This window comes from Halomonas sp. JS92-SW72, assembly GCF_003547075.1.
Taxonomy (GTDB): Bacteria; Pseudomonadota; Gammaproteobacteria; order Pseudomonadales; family Halomonadaceae; genus Halomonas; species Halomonas alkalicola.
This window is the reverse complement of record NZ_CP032147.1, coordinates 2,932,162-2,948,159: the sequence shown is the minus strand read 5'-3', so window position 1 is coordinate 2,948,159 and position 15,998 is coordinate 2,932,162. Positions and strand designations below refer to the sequence as shown.

Below are 15,998 nucleotides of genomic sequence, written 5' to 3'. Positions count from 1 at the left end.
TTGATCGGGTTGCCCTGCGACATCCTTGCGCACTCTGCCACAGGCGAATGCTGATAAGCTTACCGCGACATTTCCTCTCGTGAGCACTTTCCCTCGTCACCATGCCGACTTCTGTCTCCTCCGACCCGGCCATCTCGCGCCCTCCGCTGCTGCGGCTGCTGGTCCTCTTCACCCTGGGCACCGTGGCCGTGGCACTCTGGTACCTGACCAGCTACAGTCTTCGCGGTGACGGCGATGTGCGCTGGTACGCCGAGGAGGCCGGCTGCGAGCTGAGCCGGGGCCCCTGCCAGGCGCTCTTGGGTGAGGGGGCTAGCCTGACGCTGGACCTGGGGGCCGAGGGCGAGATCCGCGCGCTGGAGCTCCTGCCGATGTCGGTGGCCCTGGAGGGCGTCGAGGCGGACTCGGTGGTGGTGGACTTCGTCGGCCGCGACATGGACATGGGGCTGCATCGCTATCCGCTGGCCCGACAGGCCGATGGCGCCTTCCGCGGTGAGGGGCAGATCCCGATCTGCACCGAGGCGGTGATGCCCTGGCGGGCCAGGGTGATCGTCACCCGCGGTGACCACCGCCTGGGCAGCGGATTCAACTTCGAGGTGGAGAGAAGCCGACTATGAAACGACAGGGACTCTGGGCGGGGATCGCGCTGATCGTGCTGGTGCTGGGGGTGGGCGGCTACGGCTGGTTCCAGCAGCAGTTCGCGACGAGCGGTGCGGGCAATGGCCCGACCGGCGGCCCCATCGAGCTCTCCTCGACCCACGGGGAGTTCTCCCTTGCCCAGCTCGAGGAGGACCAGCTGGCGGTGGTCTTCTTCGGCTACACCTACTGCCCCGACGTCTGCCCCATGAGCCTCGCCGTGGTGCGCCAGGCGCTGGCCGAGCTGGACGAGGCGGAGCGCGAGCGGGTGGTGCCGCTGATGATCTCGGTGGACCCCGAGCGTGACACCCTCGAGCGGCTGGCGGAGTACACCGGCTTCTTCGGCGATGCCTTCATCGGCGCCACCGGCAGCGAGGCCGAGCTCGAGGCGCTCGCCGAGCGCTACGGCGTGATCTGGCGGCGGGTCGAGACCCCGGAGTCGGCCATGGCCTATACCATCGACCACAGCTCGTCGCTCTACCTGGTGGATCGCGACGGCACCATCCTGCGGCGAGTGCTCTACTCGCCGGCGCCCCATGCCTTGCTCTCGGCCCTCGACGAGGCGCTCTGACTGGCGTCTTCGGCTGACGCTGCGACCCCGCCTCAGGGCGGGGTCGCGGCTTCCTGCAGGCGCTCGATCATCGCCATGAGGGCGCGGACCTGGGTCCCCTCTCGGGTGTCGTGCAGCGGGTGAAGCTGCCAGGTGCTCTCGGCGAAGCCCCACCAGTCCCAGCACCCCTGGGGGTTGGCCAGGCTGGTCTCGGCCTGGGGATAGAGCACCACCCGATCGTGGGCGGCGGCCCACTCGTTGAGGCCGCTGTGGCGCACGAAGGTCTCGCCGATCTGCTCCGCGCCCATGCCGCAGCCGTGCAGCGCGACCGTCAGTGCACAGCCCCCCTCGTTGCACGCTTCCGGCACGAACAGGTAGCCCGAGTCATCGAGCCCCTTGACGGCGAAATCGCCCTGATCGAAGTGCAGCAGGTCGCCGGCGGGCGCCTCCGACGCCTCGTTGGCCCCCGGCTCCTCCGCCTTGTGCGCCCCTGACGGCGCCTCGTGGAGCCAGGCCATCGCTTCACCGGCGAGGTCCTGGCCGCAGCCCAGCAGGTGGGTGCCGCCGCCCTGGCGGCAGTCGCCCAGTTCGGTGGTCGGTGGCGGGGTCGCCCGCTGGCCGATGGGCCAGCCGTGGCCGACGTTGTCGCTGGTCACGAAGCGCAGCTGCGCCTCGGGATCCGCCAGCCAGCCGGCGAGCTGCTCGGCCAGGGCCGCGCCCAGGGCCGGGGCGACGGTGTCGTCCGCGTTGCCATGCCAGACGAAGGCGCGCAGTTCGGCCAGGGCCTCGGCGCTGCCCACGCGGTCATGCTCGCGGTAGCCGGCGAGGCGCTGCTCCAGCTCATCGAGGGGCGGCGGGCCGAGCCGGGTGGTCATGCACTGCCCCAGGGCGCGGCGCAGGGTGCCCTGGGCGCAGGACCAGGGGCCGGCGCCGAGCACGGCAAGCCCCAGGAAGCGCTCGGGCCAGGCCACGGCGAGCTGGGTGGCCATGTAGCCGCCCGAAGAGACGCCGATCACGCTGGCGTCGCTCCCGGAAAGCCCCAGCCGGGGCAGGTCGGGGAGGGCGTCGGCGGCCGCCGGGGCAGCGACGAACGCCGCCAGCACAAGGCCGGCGGCGGGAAGGGAGGAAGGGATCATGGGGCTCCGGCGTCGGGCTCAGTCATCGATGACGTCGAGCAGGTCGACGCGGAAGATCAGGGTCTCGTTGGGACCGATGGGACCCTGGCCCTGGGCGCCGTAGGCCAGCTCGGCGGGGATCACGATCTCCCAGCTGTCGCCGACGCTCATCAGCTGCAGGGCCTCCTGCCAGCCGTCGATGACCTGGTCGACGCGGAAACTGACCGGTTCGCCGCGCTCCAGGGAGCTGTCGAAGACGGTGCCGTCGATCAGAGTGCCTTCGTAGTGCACCTCGACGCTGTCCTCGGGGCCCGGGGTGGCGCCGTCGCCGGACTCCAGCACCCGATACTGCAGGCCGGAGGCGGTGACCTCGACGCCCTCCGCCTCGGCGTTGGCGGCCAGGAAGGCCTCGCCTTCGGCGCGGTTGTTCTCGGCCCGCTGCTCGGCCTCGGCCTGGCGAGCGGCCATCGCCTGCTGCTGGAACTGCATCAGGGTCTCGGCCATCTCCTCATCGCTCATCGCCAGTTCGCCGCCGGCGAAGACGTCCCGGATCGCCTGGGTGAAGGCGTCCACGTCCAGGTCTCTGACGTCCTGCTGGATGCTCTGGCCAAGGGTCACGCCCAGGCTGTAGCCGAGACGCCCCTCGTCGGTCTCCGGCGCAGCCAGCACCAGGGGGGCGGCGCCCAGCAGGGCGGTCAGGGAAGCGGTGGTCAGCAGTCTCTTCATGAACGGGCCTTGTGGTTAGGCGCGAAGCGCCATCGGTGGTTGGAGACCATGGGACTCCGCGGGGGCGGGGCGGTTCCGCACGGCGAGGGTGCAAGACCGGCCCGACCGCGGCCATGATACCACCTGGGTCAGACGACCAGGGTGGGACAGTGAGCGGAGCCGGCGACGCGCTGGGCCACGCTGCCGAGCAGCAGGCTCTTGTCGCCGTTGGTGCCCTGGGAGCCGATCACGATCAGGTCGCACTCCCGCTTGCGGGCGAAGCGCACGATGATGCGCGAGGGGCGCCCACCCTTGACGAAGGCGCGCAGCTTGTCTGCCGGCACGCCCAGCTCCAGGGCATGGGCCTTGGCCTGCACGGCGATCTCGGTGGCGTACTCCTTGAGGGCGTCGTCGGGGATCTCGAGCCTGTCCGGGCGCACCATGGAGAGCGAGGCCTCGAGCAGGCTGTGGTGCTTGAAGACGCACAGGATATAGAGCTCGGCGCCGGTCAGCATCTGCAGGCCGACGCCCTTCTCCAGGGCCTTCAGCGCTCCCTTGGAGCCATCCACCGGGACCAGTATCCGATTGAACATGGCGTGTCTCCCTGGGGGTTGTTGGGTCGGTGCTCAGTGGATCAGCGGAACGCCATGTCGCGCAGGAACAGGGCGATCTGCGGGAACATGATGATCAGCGCGGCGGCCAGCACCAGCATGAAGACGAAGGGCGGCGTGCCGCGGATCACCTCCCAGTAGGGTCGCTTGAAGATGGCGATGGCGGTGAATATGTCGCAGCCGAAGGGTGGCGTCGCCGAGCCTATCGCCACCTGCAGGGTGATCAGCACGCCCACCAGCACCGGGTCGAGGCCCGAGGCGGCGATGGCCGGGGCGAAGATCGGCGTCAGCACCAGGATCACCACGATGGGGTCCACGAACATGCAGGCCACGAAGAAGGCGATGGAGATGGCGATCAGCACGCCCACCGGGCCGGCCTCGTTGATGCCCACGGCGGCGAGGATCGTCTGGGGGATCTGGGCGAAGGAGATGATCCAGGAGAAACCGTTGCCCACCGCCACCAGGATGAAGACCACCGAGGTGATCAGACCGGTGGACTTGGCGATGGCGTAGATGTGGTGAAGCTTCAGCGAGCGGAACACCACGAACTCGAGGATCACCGCGTAGAGCACGCAGGCGGCCGCGGCCTCGGTGGGGCTGAAGATGCCGCCGTAGATGCCGCCCACGATCAGAACCGGGAAGCCCAGCGGCCAGAGGGCGTCCTTCACCGAGACGGCGCGCTGCTTCCAGGTCGCCTTGGGCTCGGTCGGCACCTTGTGGATGGTGGCGTAGACGACGCAGTAGGCCGAGAACATGGCCAGGATCAGCAGGCCCGGGCCGATGCCGGCGATGAACAGCTCACCGATGGAGGTGCCGGAGATGACCCCGTAGATGATCATGCCGATGCTCGGCGGGATAAGGAAGGCGATGTCGCTGGAGTTGATGATCAGCGCCAGGGTGAAGGAGTCCTTGTAGCCCGCCTTGAGCATGCGTGGGCGCAGCGGCGACCCCACCGCCACCACGGTGGCCTGGGTGGAGCCGGAGACAGCGCCGAACAGCGTGCAGGAGGCGGCGGTGGAGACCGCCAGGCCCCCCTTGATGTGCCCCACGAAGGCCATGACCATGTTGATCAGGCGGTTGGCGGACTGGCCGCGGGTCATGATGTCGGCGGCCAGGATGAACATCGGCACGGCGATCAGCGCCGTGGGGCGGATGCCGCCCATCATCTGCTGGATCAGGGTTTCCATCTGGCCGAGGCCGCCGAAGGTCATGTAGAACCCGACGAACGCCGCCGTCGCCAGGGGGATCATCATCGGGAAGCCGAGCAGCAGCAGCACGATCATGATGGAGAGGATGATGGCTGTCATGGTGAGGTGTCCTCGCTAGCCCGATCGGGATCAGACTTCCGTTTCCGTGTCCTTGTAGCCGTCCACCACATGGGTCGAGAGGTAGACGTCGCGGGAGGTCAGGTTCTTGATGGCGGTGAGCAGGTACTGGATGCCGGTGATGGCGAAGCCGATCGGCACCCAGACGTACATCATCCACACCGGGATGCTCAGCGAGGGGAGCACGCGACCGCGGCCGTAGAGGGTGGAGATGTAGCCGATCGAGTAGTAGCAGAGCACGAACATCACCAGGGCGGTGAACAGGCTGATGGCGATCATCATCCAGCGACGCCCGCCGGTGGGCACGGCGTCATAGATGGCCGACATGCGGATATGGCGCCCGTGGCGGGCCGCATAGCCGATGCCGGCGAAGGTGATCATCACGATCAGGATGCGATTGATCTCCTCGGAGAAGTGCAGGCTCTCGCCGAGGAGGAAGCGGCTCAGCACGTTGGCGATGGTGTTGATGGCCATGAGGATCACCCCCATGGCCAGGATCACCGCCTCGATCCGGCTGATCCAGGTGTCGATGGGCCCCAGCGGACCGGGCAGGGTCGAGCGGTAGTTCTTTTCGGCAATGTCGTCTTCGTTCATTTCCATGTCGGCGGGCTCCTCTCCATTCCCCACGCACGCATATCACTGTCGTTCTTCGAGGGTACGCCGTCCGGCCGGGCGATGCCGCCAGGGCTTCAACGCTGAGTGGCCGGGATCCTCACCGGGTACGCGACGACGCACGGGCCCCGCGGCAATGGCGTCGTCGTGAACCCGAGGGGGATCAACCAGAAGGGGGCAGCCTCGCGGCCACCCCCTTGCATCAGCGGTGATGACGAGCAGACGACGATCAGTCGTCGGCCATCACGGCTTCCAGGTCGGCGTGGAACTGCTCGAGCAGCGCCTGGCCACGCTCACCGGTCATCTCGATGAAGCGCTCCTCGACCTGCGGGGCGCGGTCGCGGAAGGCCTGGATCTGCTCCTCGGTCAGGCGGGTGACGGTGACCTCGTCGGAGGCCTCCTGGATCTTGGCCAGGGACTCGTCGGCCAGGCCCGAGATATGCTCGATGATGATCTCGTAGGCATGCTCGCTGGCGTCACGCACCAGCTGCTGCTCCTCCTCGGAGAGGCTGTTGAAGAAGTCCTGGTTGGCCATCATGGCGGTGGTGAACCAGCCGTGACCGGTATAGACCAGGTTCGGGGAGACCTCATAGAGGCCGCCGGACTCGATCCAGAAGATCGGGTTCTCCTGACCCTGCAGGATGCCGGTCTGCAGGCCGCCATAGACCTCGCCCCAGGGCAGCGGCGTCGGGCTGGCGCCGAAGGCGCGGTAGGTCTCGGAGAGCAGCGGGTTGGTCATGGTGCGAATGTTCTTGCCGCGCAGCTCTTCCGGGGTGGTGAAGGGCTCGTCCAGGGTGACGACCATCTCGCCTTCCGGGTACATCTTGAGCAGCTCCAGGCCCTGTTCGGCGTAGAGCTCCGGGAACATCTCGTTGATGGCCACGCTGGTGTTGAAGAACTCGATGACCTGCGCTTCATCGGTGGGCAGCAGGTAGGGCACGAAGAAGATCTGCGCCTCGGGAATCAGCGCGCCGGTGAAGCCGGGTGACTGGTTGACGAACTGCAGGATGCCCGCCTGGGTCTGCTCCATGATGTCGTCGGACTCGCCCAGCTCGCCGAAACGATAGACCTGGACGGTGTTGTCGGAGTTCTCCTCGATATACTCCTTGAACGCCATCGCAAAGACGTCCTGGACATCGCCCTCGAACTCCTCGTGGGCATAGCGCCAGTTGGCGGAATGGGCCGCCGCGGACATGCCGAAAAGCAGGGCGCCGACGGTGGCCGTGGTCAACAGCTTGGTTGCCTTCATTCTTGTAGTCCCCTTACGGTTTGGATGGTCACGTTCTTACGAAAATGACAGGCACGACACGGGCCTTTCGCTCGCACATGTGGTTTTCAGGCTAGCGTGGGGCCGGGTGAGGGTCAAGCGAGGCAATCAGCGTCTGAAGCGTTGAAAGATGGGTTTTTTTCTGCAGGAGAAGGGCACTTTCCAGGACTTTTTCGGTACTTATGCCGGTGGCCGGAGACAGCCGCTTTTCGCCCGCGAGAACCAGTCGCTCGAGTCGCGTCAGGGCCTCGCGTTCGGCCTCGAGCTCGGCGCGCTTGAGGGTCTCGCGCAGCGTGGCGACCCCGGCATCGTTGGCCGCTTCGGGCCTGAGCCGGCGGCGCAGGGTGCGCAGCGGGGCGGTGATCTCGGCCTGCCAGCGGCGCACCTCGGCCACTCCCGCCTCGGCCGCCGGGCCGGGCCGAGCGCCATGCTGCAGTAGCCAGCAGCGCCAGAGCAGCTCGCAGACGTCGACGCCGGCCTCGTCCTGCAGTGCCAGGCAGGCCGCCTCGACCCCGGGGCGGGCGTAGAGGGCCAGGGCGAACGCCCACAGGGAGTGTTCGCTCAGACGGCGCCGCAGGACGGCCGTCATTTCGGTAGAATCATCGTTCATTTTATCGGTCGTCGCCGACAGGGCGGCGACCCCCATGCACAGCCCGTGGAGCCCGCATGATCGCACTGCGCCAAGTTTCCCTGCAACGCGGCACCCAGGCCCTGCTGGAGGGGGCCGACCTGACCCTGCATGCCGGTCACAAGGCGGGGATCGTCGGCCCCAACGGCGCCGGCAAGTCGAGCCTCTTCAAGCTGCTGCTCGGCGAGCTGGCCCCGGACCGCGGCGAGGTCGAGATGAGCGGCGGCCAGCGCATCGCCCACATGGCCCAGGAGGTGGAGGCCCTCGATCGTCCCATCGTCGAGTATGTGCTGGACGGCGACCGCGAGCTGCGCGCCACCCAGGCGGCGCTCGAGGCGGCCCGGGAGGCCCACGACGCCCACCGCGAGGCGGAGCTGCACGGCGCCATCGAGGCCCTGGACGGCTACAGCGCGCCGGCCCGCGCGGCCCAGCTGCTGGTGGGGCTGGGCTTCGCCCAGGCGGACCTGGCGCGCCCGCTGTCGGACTTCTCCGGCGGCTGGCGGATGCGGGTCAACCTGGCCCGCACCCTCTTCATGCCTTCCGATGTGCTGCTGCTGGACGAACCCACCAACCACCTGGACCTGGACGCCCTGCTGTGGCTGGAGCAGTGGCTTGCCCGCTACCCCGGTACCCTGCTGCTGATCTCCCACGACCGCGACTTCCTGGATGCGGTGTGCGATCACATCGTGCACTTCGACCGCCAGAGCCTGGTGCTCTACCGCGGCAACTACTCCACCTTCGAGCGTACCCGGGCCGAGAAGCTGGCGCTGCAGCAGGCCGAGGCGGCCAAGCAGCAGGCGCGACGCGAGGAGATCGAGCGTTTCGTGGCGCGCTTCCGGGCCAAGGCCACCAAGGCGCGCCAGGCCCAGAGCCGCCTCAAGATGCTGGAGCGCATGGGCGATATCGCCGTGGCCCACGCCGACTCCCCCTTCCACTTCACCATTCCCGCCTCCGACAGGACCTCCCACCCGCTGCTGGTGCTGGACGAGGCGCGGCTCGGCTATCGCGACGAGGCGGGGGAGGCGAAGGTCCAGCTGGACCAGGTCAGGCTGACCCTGCTGCCCGGCCAGCGCATCGGCCTGCTGGGCCCCAACGGGGCCGGCAAGTCGACCCTGATCAAGTCGCTGACCGGCGAGCTGGCGCTGCTGGCCGGCAAGCGGGTACCCGGCGAGCACCTGGCCATCGGCTACTTCGCCCAGCACCAGCTCGAGGGTCTGGATCTCGCCTCGACCCCCTTCATGCACGTGCAGCGGCTCTCACCGAAGGCCAGCGAGCAGGAGATCCGCAACTTCCTGGGCGGCTTCGGCTTCCAGGGCGATGACGCCTTCGGCGAGGTGGGACGCTTCTCCGGCGGCGAGAAGGCGCGCCTGGCGCTCTCGCTGGTGGCCTGGCAGAAGCCCAACCTGCTGCTGCTGGACGAGCCCACCAACCACCTGGACCTGGAGATGCGCGAGGCGCTCACCGAGGCGCTGGCGGCCTTCGAGGGCACGGTGATCATCGTCTCCCACGACCGCCACCTGCTGCGTGCCACCGTGGACGAGTTCTGGCGGGTGGCCGACCACCGGGTCGAGCCCTTCGACGGCGACCTGGAGGACTACCGGGCCTGGCTCAAGGCGCGCCTCGAGGGCGAGCGCCGCGAGGCGCGTGCCGACAGGGACGAGGAGGCGCCCAGGGAGGATCGCCGCGCAGCACGACGCGCCGCCGCCGAGCTGCGCGAGAAGCTGCGTCCGCTCAAGAAGCAGCGCGACCGCGCCGAGCAGGCCATGGAGAAGGTCCAGGCGGAGCTGGCCGAGGTGGAAGAGATGCTGGGCGACGCCGCGCTCTACACCGACGCCGCCCGCAAGGCGGAGCTCACCGCCACCCTGGCGCGCCAGGGCGAGCTCAAGTCGCGCCTGGATGACCTCGAGGCCGAGTGGCTCGCCGCTGAGGAGGCGCTGGAGGCCATGGAGGCCGAGCTCAGGGAAAGCTGAGGACCAGCCACAGGCGGGTGTTTGTGCCGGGGAAGCACGAGTCGCGACCCCCGGGTTGAAACCCTGGCGCTGCGCTCGCGACTTGTCCGTCGGGTCACAACATAATCCCTCACGGGTGACCTTCGCTCGCCATCCCTGGCGATCGTCGGACGTCGCTTCCCTTGCGCCAGCAACCCGGGGGATATGTCGCTTTCGCGCTTCCCTGGCGTCACCTGGTAGGCGTCCTTGGTGCCCTCAGCTCTCCAGCAGAAAGGTCACCGGCCCGTCGTTGACCAGCGAGACCTCCATGTTGGCGGCGAACTCGCCGCTCTCCACCCGGGGCCAGGCCGCCTCGGCGCGTGCCAGCAGGTAGTGGAACAGCCGGTGGCCCTCGTCGGGCGGGGCGGCGCTGGAGAAGCTGGGCCTGAGCCCCTTGCGGGTGTCGGCCGCCAGGGTGAACTGGGAGACCAGCAGCAGCCCGCCGTCGACCTGCTGCAGGTTGAGGTTCATCTTGTCGTCGGCGTCGCCGAACACCCGGTAGTGCAAGAGCTTGTGCAGCAGCCGGTCGGCGGCGGCCTCGTCGTCGCCCTTCTCCACGCCCACCAGGGCCAGCAGGCCCTGCCCGATGGCGCCCACCGTGCGCCCCTCCACGGCCACGCTGGCCCGGGTGACCCGCTGGATCAGTGCCTTCATCTCTGCTCTCCCCGATGATTCATGACCGCTGCCTGACTTGGAAGCAGAGAGCGTAGCACGCGCCTGCTCAGCGGCGCCCCAGCAGGGCGTCGCGGAAGTCGTCCCGCAGCGGCCGGTCACCCAGCCAGATGCCGAAGAGCGCGTTGGCCAGCGCCGGGTCGTCGCTGGTATGGAGCGTCTCGCCGTTGAGGGCCAGCCGCAGGGCCTCGCCGTCCCAGGTCAGGGCGTAGCGGTCGCCGGGCTCGACGCTGCGATAGGCCCGGTTGAAGGCATTCAGGGCGGGGAGCAGCTCGCCGTAGGCGGCGTCGCCCAGGTGCTCGCGCACGCTGTCGCGGGTGGCGGCGGCGAAGTCATCGGCGGCGATGGCGTGGAAGTACTCGAGCTCCAGCCGGCGCGGTACGGACGACAGTGGGGCCGGCTCGAGGGCCTCGGGGGCCTGGTAGTAGGCCCCGGCATAGGCGGTCCAGATCATGTAGCGGAACAGGCCGTGGCCGATCAGGCGGTAGGCCTGGCCCGACTCCTCCAGCGCGGTGGCGAACTGCACGCCCCGCACCTCCACCGTCTGGGTGGCGTCGGCGCGCAGCGGCAGCCAGGTCAGCAGCAGGGCGAGCAGCAGGGCCGCCAGGGGGGCGGGAAGGCCCTGAGCCAGGGCAGAGCGGGCAGGACGATGCATGGGGAACCTCCGGCGATGGGTCTGTAGTCATGTACAGACTTTATCAGCGCGTAGAGGTTCTGTATCGAATATTGCCTACCAGGCGCGGCAGAGCATGATGTCGCAATGGGGCTCGGCCAGCAGCTGCTCGGTGATATGGCTCTGTCGGCCCAGCTGGCCGCGGCTGCCCAGGGCCAGCAGGTCCGGGGGCTGGCGGCGCAGGCGGGTCATCAGCACCTCCAGGGGGTCGCCCTGCTCGAGCACCAGCTCCAGCTCCGGCACCCTGTCGAGCTCGGCCATCAGCTGTTCGGTCTCGCGCTCCAGCTGGGTGCGCAGCCGCGCCACCTCGCGGTCTCGCCAGCGGGCGTAGTCGCCGTCGGAGCCGAGCTCCCGCTCGCCGGGAATGTCCCAGGCGTGGAGCAGGGTGAGTCGTGCCTCGGGAAAGCGCTTGAGGGTCTCGCGCAGGGTATGGCGGGAGGTCAGCGAGAAGTCCACCGGCACCAGGATGTCGCGCCACTCCTGGCTGGCCAGGTGGCTCACCGTGAGCACCGGACAGGGGGCGCTGCGCAGCACCCGGGCCAGGGTGGTGCCGGCGACGAGGTCGGGCTGGCCGCGCTTGCGGTGGGCGCCGAGGACGATCATGTCCACCTCGCGCTCGTGGGCCTCGCGGATGATCTCGGCGTAGGGAGAGCCGGCCACCGTCTGCAGCAGCATCTGGGGCTCCGGGAGGGCATAGTCCTCGCGGATATCGGTCAGCATCGCCTGCATGTCGGCCACCACCGCCTCCTCCAGGTCATGCAGCACCCGCCGCGGCAGGTAGGGGTCGAGCACGTGGATCACGTCGAGGCGGGCGCCCTGTTCGCTAGCCAGGCGCAGGGCCCGGGCGAAGGCGGCGCGGTTCTCGGCCGAGAGGTCGCAGGCGAACAGCAGCGTCTGGGTCATGGTAGCGGTCTCCGCTTCCCGAGGGTGGGACCTTCAGGATGGGAGGCCGGCGCCGCCCCTGCAAGGAGCAAAACGCCGGATTCGCCCTACCACCAGGCGTGGAAGTGGTGCACCGGGCCGCGCCCTTGACCCACATCAAGGCGCCGGCTCGCGGCCAGGGCCGCGCCCAGCCACTGCTTGGCGCCCGCCACCGCGGCCGGCAGGGCCTCGCCCAGGGCCAGGCGGGCGGCGATGGCCGAGGAGAGGGTACAGCCGGTGCCGTGCAGGTTGGCGGTGTCGACCCGGGCGCCCTCGACCCAACGGGTCGCCTCGTCGGTGATCAAGAGGTCGGGGCACTCCTCGCCGGCGAGGTGGCCGCCCTTGAGCAGGGTGGCACCGGCGCCCAGCGCCCGCAGCGCCGGCGCCAGGGCCAGCATGCCGTCGCGGTCGCCCGGCACCGGGGCGTCGAGCAGCACCGCGGCCTCCGGCAGGTTGGGGGTGACCAGGTCGGCCAGCGGCACCAGCACCTCGCGCACCGCGCGGATGCCGGCATCGTCCACCAGGATGTCGCCGCTCTTGGCCACCATCACCGGGTCGAGCACCACCCAGCGGGGGCGGCGACGGGTCAGCGCCGCGCGGATCACCTCGGCCACCTCGCGGCTCGCCACCATGCCGATTTTCACCGCGTCGATGCGCACGTCGTCGAGCAGGGTCTCGAGCTGGGCGGCGATGAACTCGGCGGGCACCGGGTGCACGCCGCTGACGCCTTGGGTGTTCTGGGCGGTCAGGGCGGTGATCACGCTGGTACCATAGGCGCCCAGCGCCGAGAAGGTCTTGAGATCGGCCTGGATGCCGGCGCCGCCGCTGGGGTCGGAGCCGGCGATGGTCAGCACATTGGGAATCACGCGCGTGGACGGGGCGGATGCGTCGGTCATGCGGTCACCTGAGAAGGGAAGAGGATGCTGAGTCTGTTCGTGGTGGCCCTGGTCAGCGCCACCCTGCTGCCGGGGGGCTCCGAGGTCTGGCTGGCGCGGCTCTGGTGCCTGGGCGAGCCGGCCCTGATGCTGTGGGCGGTGGCCACCGCCGGCAACACCCTGGGCAGCCTGATCAACGTCTGGATGGGGCGCTATGCGCGCCGCTTCCAGGACCGGCGCTGGTTTCCCGCCTCCCCGGCGGGGCTGGCCCGGGCCGAGCGCTGGTACTTCCGCTTCGGCGAGTGGAGCCTGCTCTTCTCCTGGGCCCCGGTGGTGGGCGACCCGCTCACCGTGCTGGCCGGCGTCTTCCGGCTGCCCTGGTGGCGGGCCATCCTGCTGATCACCGTGGCCAAGGGCGGGCGCTACGCGGTGGTGCTGCTGCTGGCCCAGCAGTGGCTGGCGCCGCTCTGCCAGTAAGCCGGCAGGAGGCGCCAGTCCTTGGCTAGAGCACCGAGGGCAGCCAGGTGGCCAGTCCCGGCATCAGCGCCAGCGCCAGCAGCATGGCTAGCTGCATGGCGATGAAGGGCGTCACCCCCCGGTAGATCGCCGAGGTGGGCACCGAATCCGGCGTCACCCCGCGCAGGTAGAAGAGCGCGAAGCCGAAGGGTGGTGTCAGGAAGGAGGTCTGCAGGTTCACCGCGATCATGATGCCGAGCCAGATCGGGTCGACCCCCATGGCCAGCAGCACCGGCCCGACGATAGGCACCACCACGAAGGTGATCTCGATGAAGTCGAGGATGAAGCCGAGCAGGAAGATCACCAGCATCACCACCAGGGTGGCGCCCACCACGCCGCCGGGCAGCGCCTCGAACAGCTCGGTGACCAGCTCCTCGCCACCGAAGGCGCGGAACACCAGCGAGAAGAGCGCGGCGCCGATCAGGATCAGGAACACCATGCTGGTGACCTGGGCGGTGGACTGCACCACCTCCCGCAGCACCGGCACGCTCAGGCGGCGGTTCACCAGCGCCAGCAGGAAGGCGCCGAAGGCGCCCACCGCGGAGGCCTCGGTGGGCGTGGCGAAGCCGCCCAGGATCGAGCCCAGCACCGCCACGATCAGCAGCACCGGCGGCACCAGCCCCTTGAGCAGCAGCGGCCAGAGGCTGCCGGTGTGGCCCAGCTCCTTCATCAGGGAGTCGCGGTCGGCGGGCGGGGCGGCCTCGGGTTTCACCCAGGCGGTGATCACCAGGTAGACGATATAGGCCACCACCAGCAGCAGGCCCGGCACCAGGGCGCCGATGAAGAGATCGCCCACCGAGAGGGTGCGCGGGCTCCACACCCCCATGGAGAGCTGGGCCTGTTGGTAGGCGTTGTTGAGCACGTCGCCCAGCAGCACCAGGGCGATGGAGGGCGGGATGATCTGACCCAGGGTGCCGGTGGCGCAGATGCTGCCGGTGGCCAGCGACGGCGAGTAGCCGCGCTTGAGCATGGTGGGCAGCGAGAGCAGCCCCATGGTCACCACGGTGGCGCCGACGATGCCGGTAGAGGCCGCCAGCAGCATGCCGACCAGCACCACGGCGATGCCCAGCCCGCCGCGCAGGGCGCCGAAGGCCAGCGACATGGCGTCGAGCAGGGTCTCGGCGATGCGCGACTTCTCCAGCAGCACCCCCATCAGCACGAAGAGCGGCACCGCCAGCAGCGTCTGGTTGGTCATGATGCCGTAGAGGCGGTTGGGCATGGCGCCCAGGTATCGGGTCTCGAAGGGCACCGGCACGCCCATCTGGATCAGCGCATAGCCGATACCGGCGAAGATCAGGGCGGTGCCGGCCAGCGACAGCGCCACCGGGTAGCCCAGCATCAGCACGCCGCAGACCGCGGCGAACATGATCAGCGGCATGAACTCGAGGAGGGTGGCCAGCATTACAGGAGCTCCTCGTGCTGCGGGGTGTCGTTGGGCAGGCGGTGGCGGATGATCAGCACCTGGCGGATCAGCTGGGCGATGCCCTGGATCAGCAGCAGCGCCATCATCACGAGTATCAGGGTCTTGAGCAGGTAGACGCCGGGAATGCCGCCGTCCGGTGAGCGCTCCATGATCGCCCAGCTGCTGCGCACATAGCCGTAGCTGCCGATGCCGATGAAGAGTACCACCGGAATCAGCAGGAAGAGGGTGCCGCAGAGGTCGACCCAGGCGCGCCCCCGGGCGGAGAGGCGGCGGTAGAAGATATCCACACGCACATGGCCGTCGCGGCGCAGGGTCCAGGCGGCGCCGAGCATGAAGACCGCGGCGTGCATGTACATCACCGACTCCTGCATCACGGTGTTATGGATGCTGAAGACGTAGCGCATCACCACGATGGCGAACTGCACCAGCATCATGAGGATCACCAGCCAGGCGATGCTGGTGCCGATGCGGTCGGTAAAGGCGTCCAGGCCCCGGAGCAGGGCCGGTTCGCGGGCAGGGGGTGTCATGGGAGGTCTCGTGCAGAAGCGGAAACGACGGGCATCATCGCCGATTCGGCGACGATCGTCATCCCTGGCTCTCAACCCTGGGTTTCACCCTCGAGGGTCATTCTCGCGTATCCCCCGGCGCCTTGCCCCTCCTCAGCCTGGCTCGCCCTTGAGGCGGGCGGTCATGGCCTGCAGGCAGGCGGCAGGCAGCCGGACATCCACGGCGATCGGCAGGTGGTCGGAGAAGAGGTGGTCCAGCACTCGCACGTCGTCGGCCTGCAGCGAGTCGGAGAGCAGGATGTGGTCCAGGGCGCGGCGCGGCTGCCAGGAGGGGTAGCTGAGCAGCGGACGCACCGGATGCAGCGGCAGCGAGGCGCAGAAGCGCTGGTGGCCGTGGAGCTGCTCGGGGGTGCAGTTGAGGTCGCCCATCACCACCACGTGGCGCAGCGGCTGGATGATCTCGGAGAGGTAGTCGAGCTGGCGCACCCGGGTGCGATGACCCAACGCCAGGTGGGCCACGAAGAGGTGCAGGGCATCGGGGCCCTCGCCGAAGCGGGCGTGGATGGCACCCCGTCCCGGCAGGGTGCCGGGCAGGCGGTGCTCCTCGATCCGGCTGGGAGCCAGCCGCGACAGCAGCCCGTTGCTGTGCTGGGCGATGCGGCCCAGGTTGCGGTTGAGCTGCTTGAAATGGTGCGGGAAGCCCCCGCGGCCGGCGAGATACTCCACCTGATTGACGTTGCTGGAGCGGAAGCTGCCGCCGTCCACCTCCTGGAGGCCGACGATGTCGAAGCGCCCCAGCACCTCGCTGACCATGTCCAGCCGGCGCAGGCGCTTGGGGTGGGGCAGCAGGTGCTGCCAGCTACGGGTCAGGTAGTGGTGGTAGGCCGAGGTCTGAATGCCCACCTGCATGTTGAAGGTGAGCAGCTTCAGGTGGCCGCCCTCGAGGGGCGGCGTCCTTGCCTCGGCCAGATGCGACAT

At 69.1% G+C, this 15,998-nt stretch carries 18 protein-coding genes; 4 read left to right on the top strand and 14 right to left on the bottom strand.

The annotated features are described in order from the left end of the window. The first annotated feature begins 101 nt into the window (after positions 1-101). On the top strand, positions 102-614 hold the full coding sequence (locus D1793_RS13860; protein ID WP_119022681.1) for a hypothetical protein: 513 nt from the start codon (positions 102-104) through the stop codon (positions 612-614). Then, a complete protein-coding gene (locus D1793_RS13855; protein ID WP_119022680.1) occupies positions 611-1,204 on the top strand; it encodes an SCO family protein in 594 nt (197 codons plus the stop codon). The genes D1793_RS13860 and D1793_RS13855 overlap by 4 nt, the downstream gene beginning before the upstream one ends. Before the next feature lie 32 nt (positions 1,205-1,236). On the opposite strand, the gene D1793_RS13850 is transcribed toward D1793_RS13855, so the two are convergent. The 7 genes from D1793_RS13850 to D1793_RS13820 all read right to left on the bottom strand — a co-directional run bounded on the left by D1793_RS13850 (position 1,237) and on the right by D1793_RS13820 (position 7,407). Beyond that, positions 1,237-2,319, bottom strand: a complete 1,083-nt coding sequence (locus tag D1793_RS13850) for a PHB depolymerase family esterase (RefSeq protein WP_119022679.1) — start codon at positions 2,317-2,319, stop codon at positions 1,237-1,239. Positions 2,320-2,337: 18 nt separating this feature from the next. Next, positions 2,338-3,024: an FKBP-type peptidyl-prolyl cis-trans isomerase gene (locus D1793_RS13845; RefSeq protein ID WP_119022678.1), complete on the bottom strand. Its 687-nt coding sequence runs from the start codon at positions 3,022-3,024 to the stop codon at positions 2,338-2,340. Positions 3,025-3,152: 128 nt separating this feature from the next. Next, positions 3,153-3,596 carry a universal stress protein gene (locus D1793_RS13840; protein WP_119022677.1) on the bottom strand — a complete coding sequence of 148 codons (444 nt, stop codon included), beginning with the start codon at positions 3,594-3,596 and terminating at the stop codon, positions 3,153-3,155. Positions 3,597-3,637: 41 nt separating this feature from the next. After that, entirely contained in the window at positions 3,638-4,921 is a 1,284-nt protein-coding gene (locus D1793_RS13835; RefSeq protein WP_119022676.1) for a TRAP transporter large permease, read from the bottom strand. Between the two features lie 30 nt (positions 4,922-4,951). Then, positions 4,952-5,539: a TRAP transporter small permease gene (locus D1793_RS13830; RefSeq protein WP_119022675.1), complete on the bottom strand. Its 588-nt coding sequence runs from the start codon at positions 5,537-5,539 to the stop codon at positions 4,952-4,954. Between the two features lie 241 nt (positions 5,540-5,780). Then, positions 5,781-6,800 carry a TRAP transporter substrate-binding protein DctP gene (dctP, locus tag D1793_RS13825; RefSeq protein ID WP_119022674.1) on the bottom strand — a complete coding sequence of 340 codons (1,020 nt, stop codon included), beginning with the start codon at positions 6,798-6,800 and terminating at the stop codon, positions 5,781-5,783. A 91-nt stretch (positions 6,801-6,891) separates the two neighbouring features. Further along, entirely contained in the window at positions 6,892-7,407 is a 516-nt protein-coding gene (locus D1793_RS13820) for a TIGR02444 family protein (protein WP_162899974.1), read from the bottom strand. 77 nt (positions 7,408-7,484) lie between these two features. Between D1793_RS13820 and D1793_RS13815 the strand changes: the two genes are divergently transcribed. Next, entirely contained in the window at positions 7,485-9,416 is a 1,932-nt protein-coding gene (locus D1793_RS13815; protein WP_119022672.1) for an ATP-binding cassette domain-containing protein, read from the top strand. A 234-nt stretch (positions 9,417-9,650) separates the two neighbouring features. Here the strand turns inward: D1793_RS13815 and dtd are convergent, their stop codons facing one another. From dtd to thiD, 4 genes are all read right to left on the bottom strand, one after another. Then, entirely contained in the window at positions 9,651-10,088 is a 438-nt protein-coding gene (dtd, locus tag D1793_RS13810) for a D-aminoacyl-tRNA deacylase (RefSeq protein ID WP_119022671.1), read from the bottom strand. Positions 10,089-10,155: 67 nt separating this feature from the next. After that, positions 10,156-10,761, bottom strand: a complete 606-nt coding sequence (locus D1793_RS13805) for a chalcone isomerase family protein (RefSeq protein WP_119022670.1) — start codon at positions 10,759-10,761, stop codon at positions 10,156-10,158. 75 nt (positions 10,762-10,836) lie between these two features. Then, positions 10,837-11,682 (bottom strand): universal stress protein, encoded by an 846-nt coding sequence (locus D1793_RS13800; protein ID WP_119022669.1) that lies wholly within the window; start codon positions 11,680-11,682, stop codon positions 10,837-10,839. A gap of 86 nt (positions 11,683-11,768) precedes the next feature. Next, complete coding sequence (gene thiD / locus D1793_RS13795; RefSeq protein ID WP_119022668.1) at positions 11,769-12,596, bottom strand: bifunctional hydroxymethylpyrimidine kinase/phosphomethylpyrimidine kinase; 828 nt, start codon at positions 12,594-12,596, stop codon at positions 11,769-11,771. A 24-nt stretch (positions 12,597-12,620) separates the two neighbouring features. Here thiD and D1793_RS13790 point away from each other — a divergent pair, with 24 nt between their 5' ends. Continuing rightward, positions 12,621-13,052, top strand: coding sequence for a YqaA family protein (locus D1793_RS13790; protein ID WP_119022667.1), 432 nt, complete (start codon positions 12,621-12,623; stop codon positions 13,050-13,052). A gap of 25 nt (positions 13,053-13,077) precedes the next feature. Here D1793_RS13790 and D1793_RS13785 read toward each other — a convergent pair whose 3' ends face one another. From D1793_RS13785 to D1793_RS13775, 3 genes are all read right to left on the bottom strand, one after another. Next, a complete protein-coding gene (locus D1793_RS13785) occupies positions 13,078-14,493 on the bottom strand; it encodes a TRAP transporter large permease subunit (RefSeq protein ID WP_119022666.1) in 1,416 nt (471 codons plus the stop codon). Next, positions 14,493-15,041, bottom strand: a complete 549-nt coding sequence (locus D1793_RS13780; protein WP_119022665.1) for a TRAP transporter small permease subunit — start codon at positions 15,039-15,041, stop codon at positions 14,493-14,495. Before D1793_RS13780 ends, D1793_RS13785 begins: the two co-directional genes overlap by 1 nt. 132 nt (positions 15,042-15,173) lie before the next feature. Further along, entirely contained in the window at positions 15,174-15,998 is an 825-nt protein-coding gene (locus D1793_RS13775; RefSeq protein ID WP_119022664.1) for an endonuclease/exonuclease/phosphatase family protein, read from the bottom strand.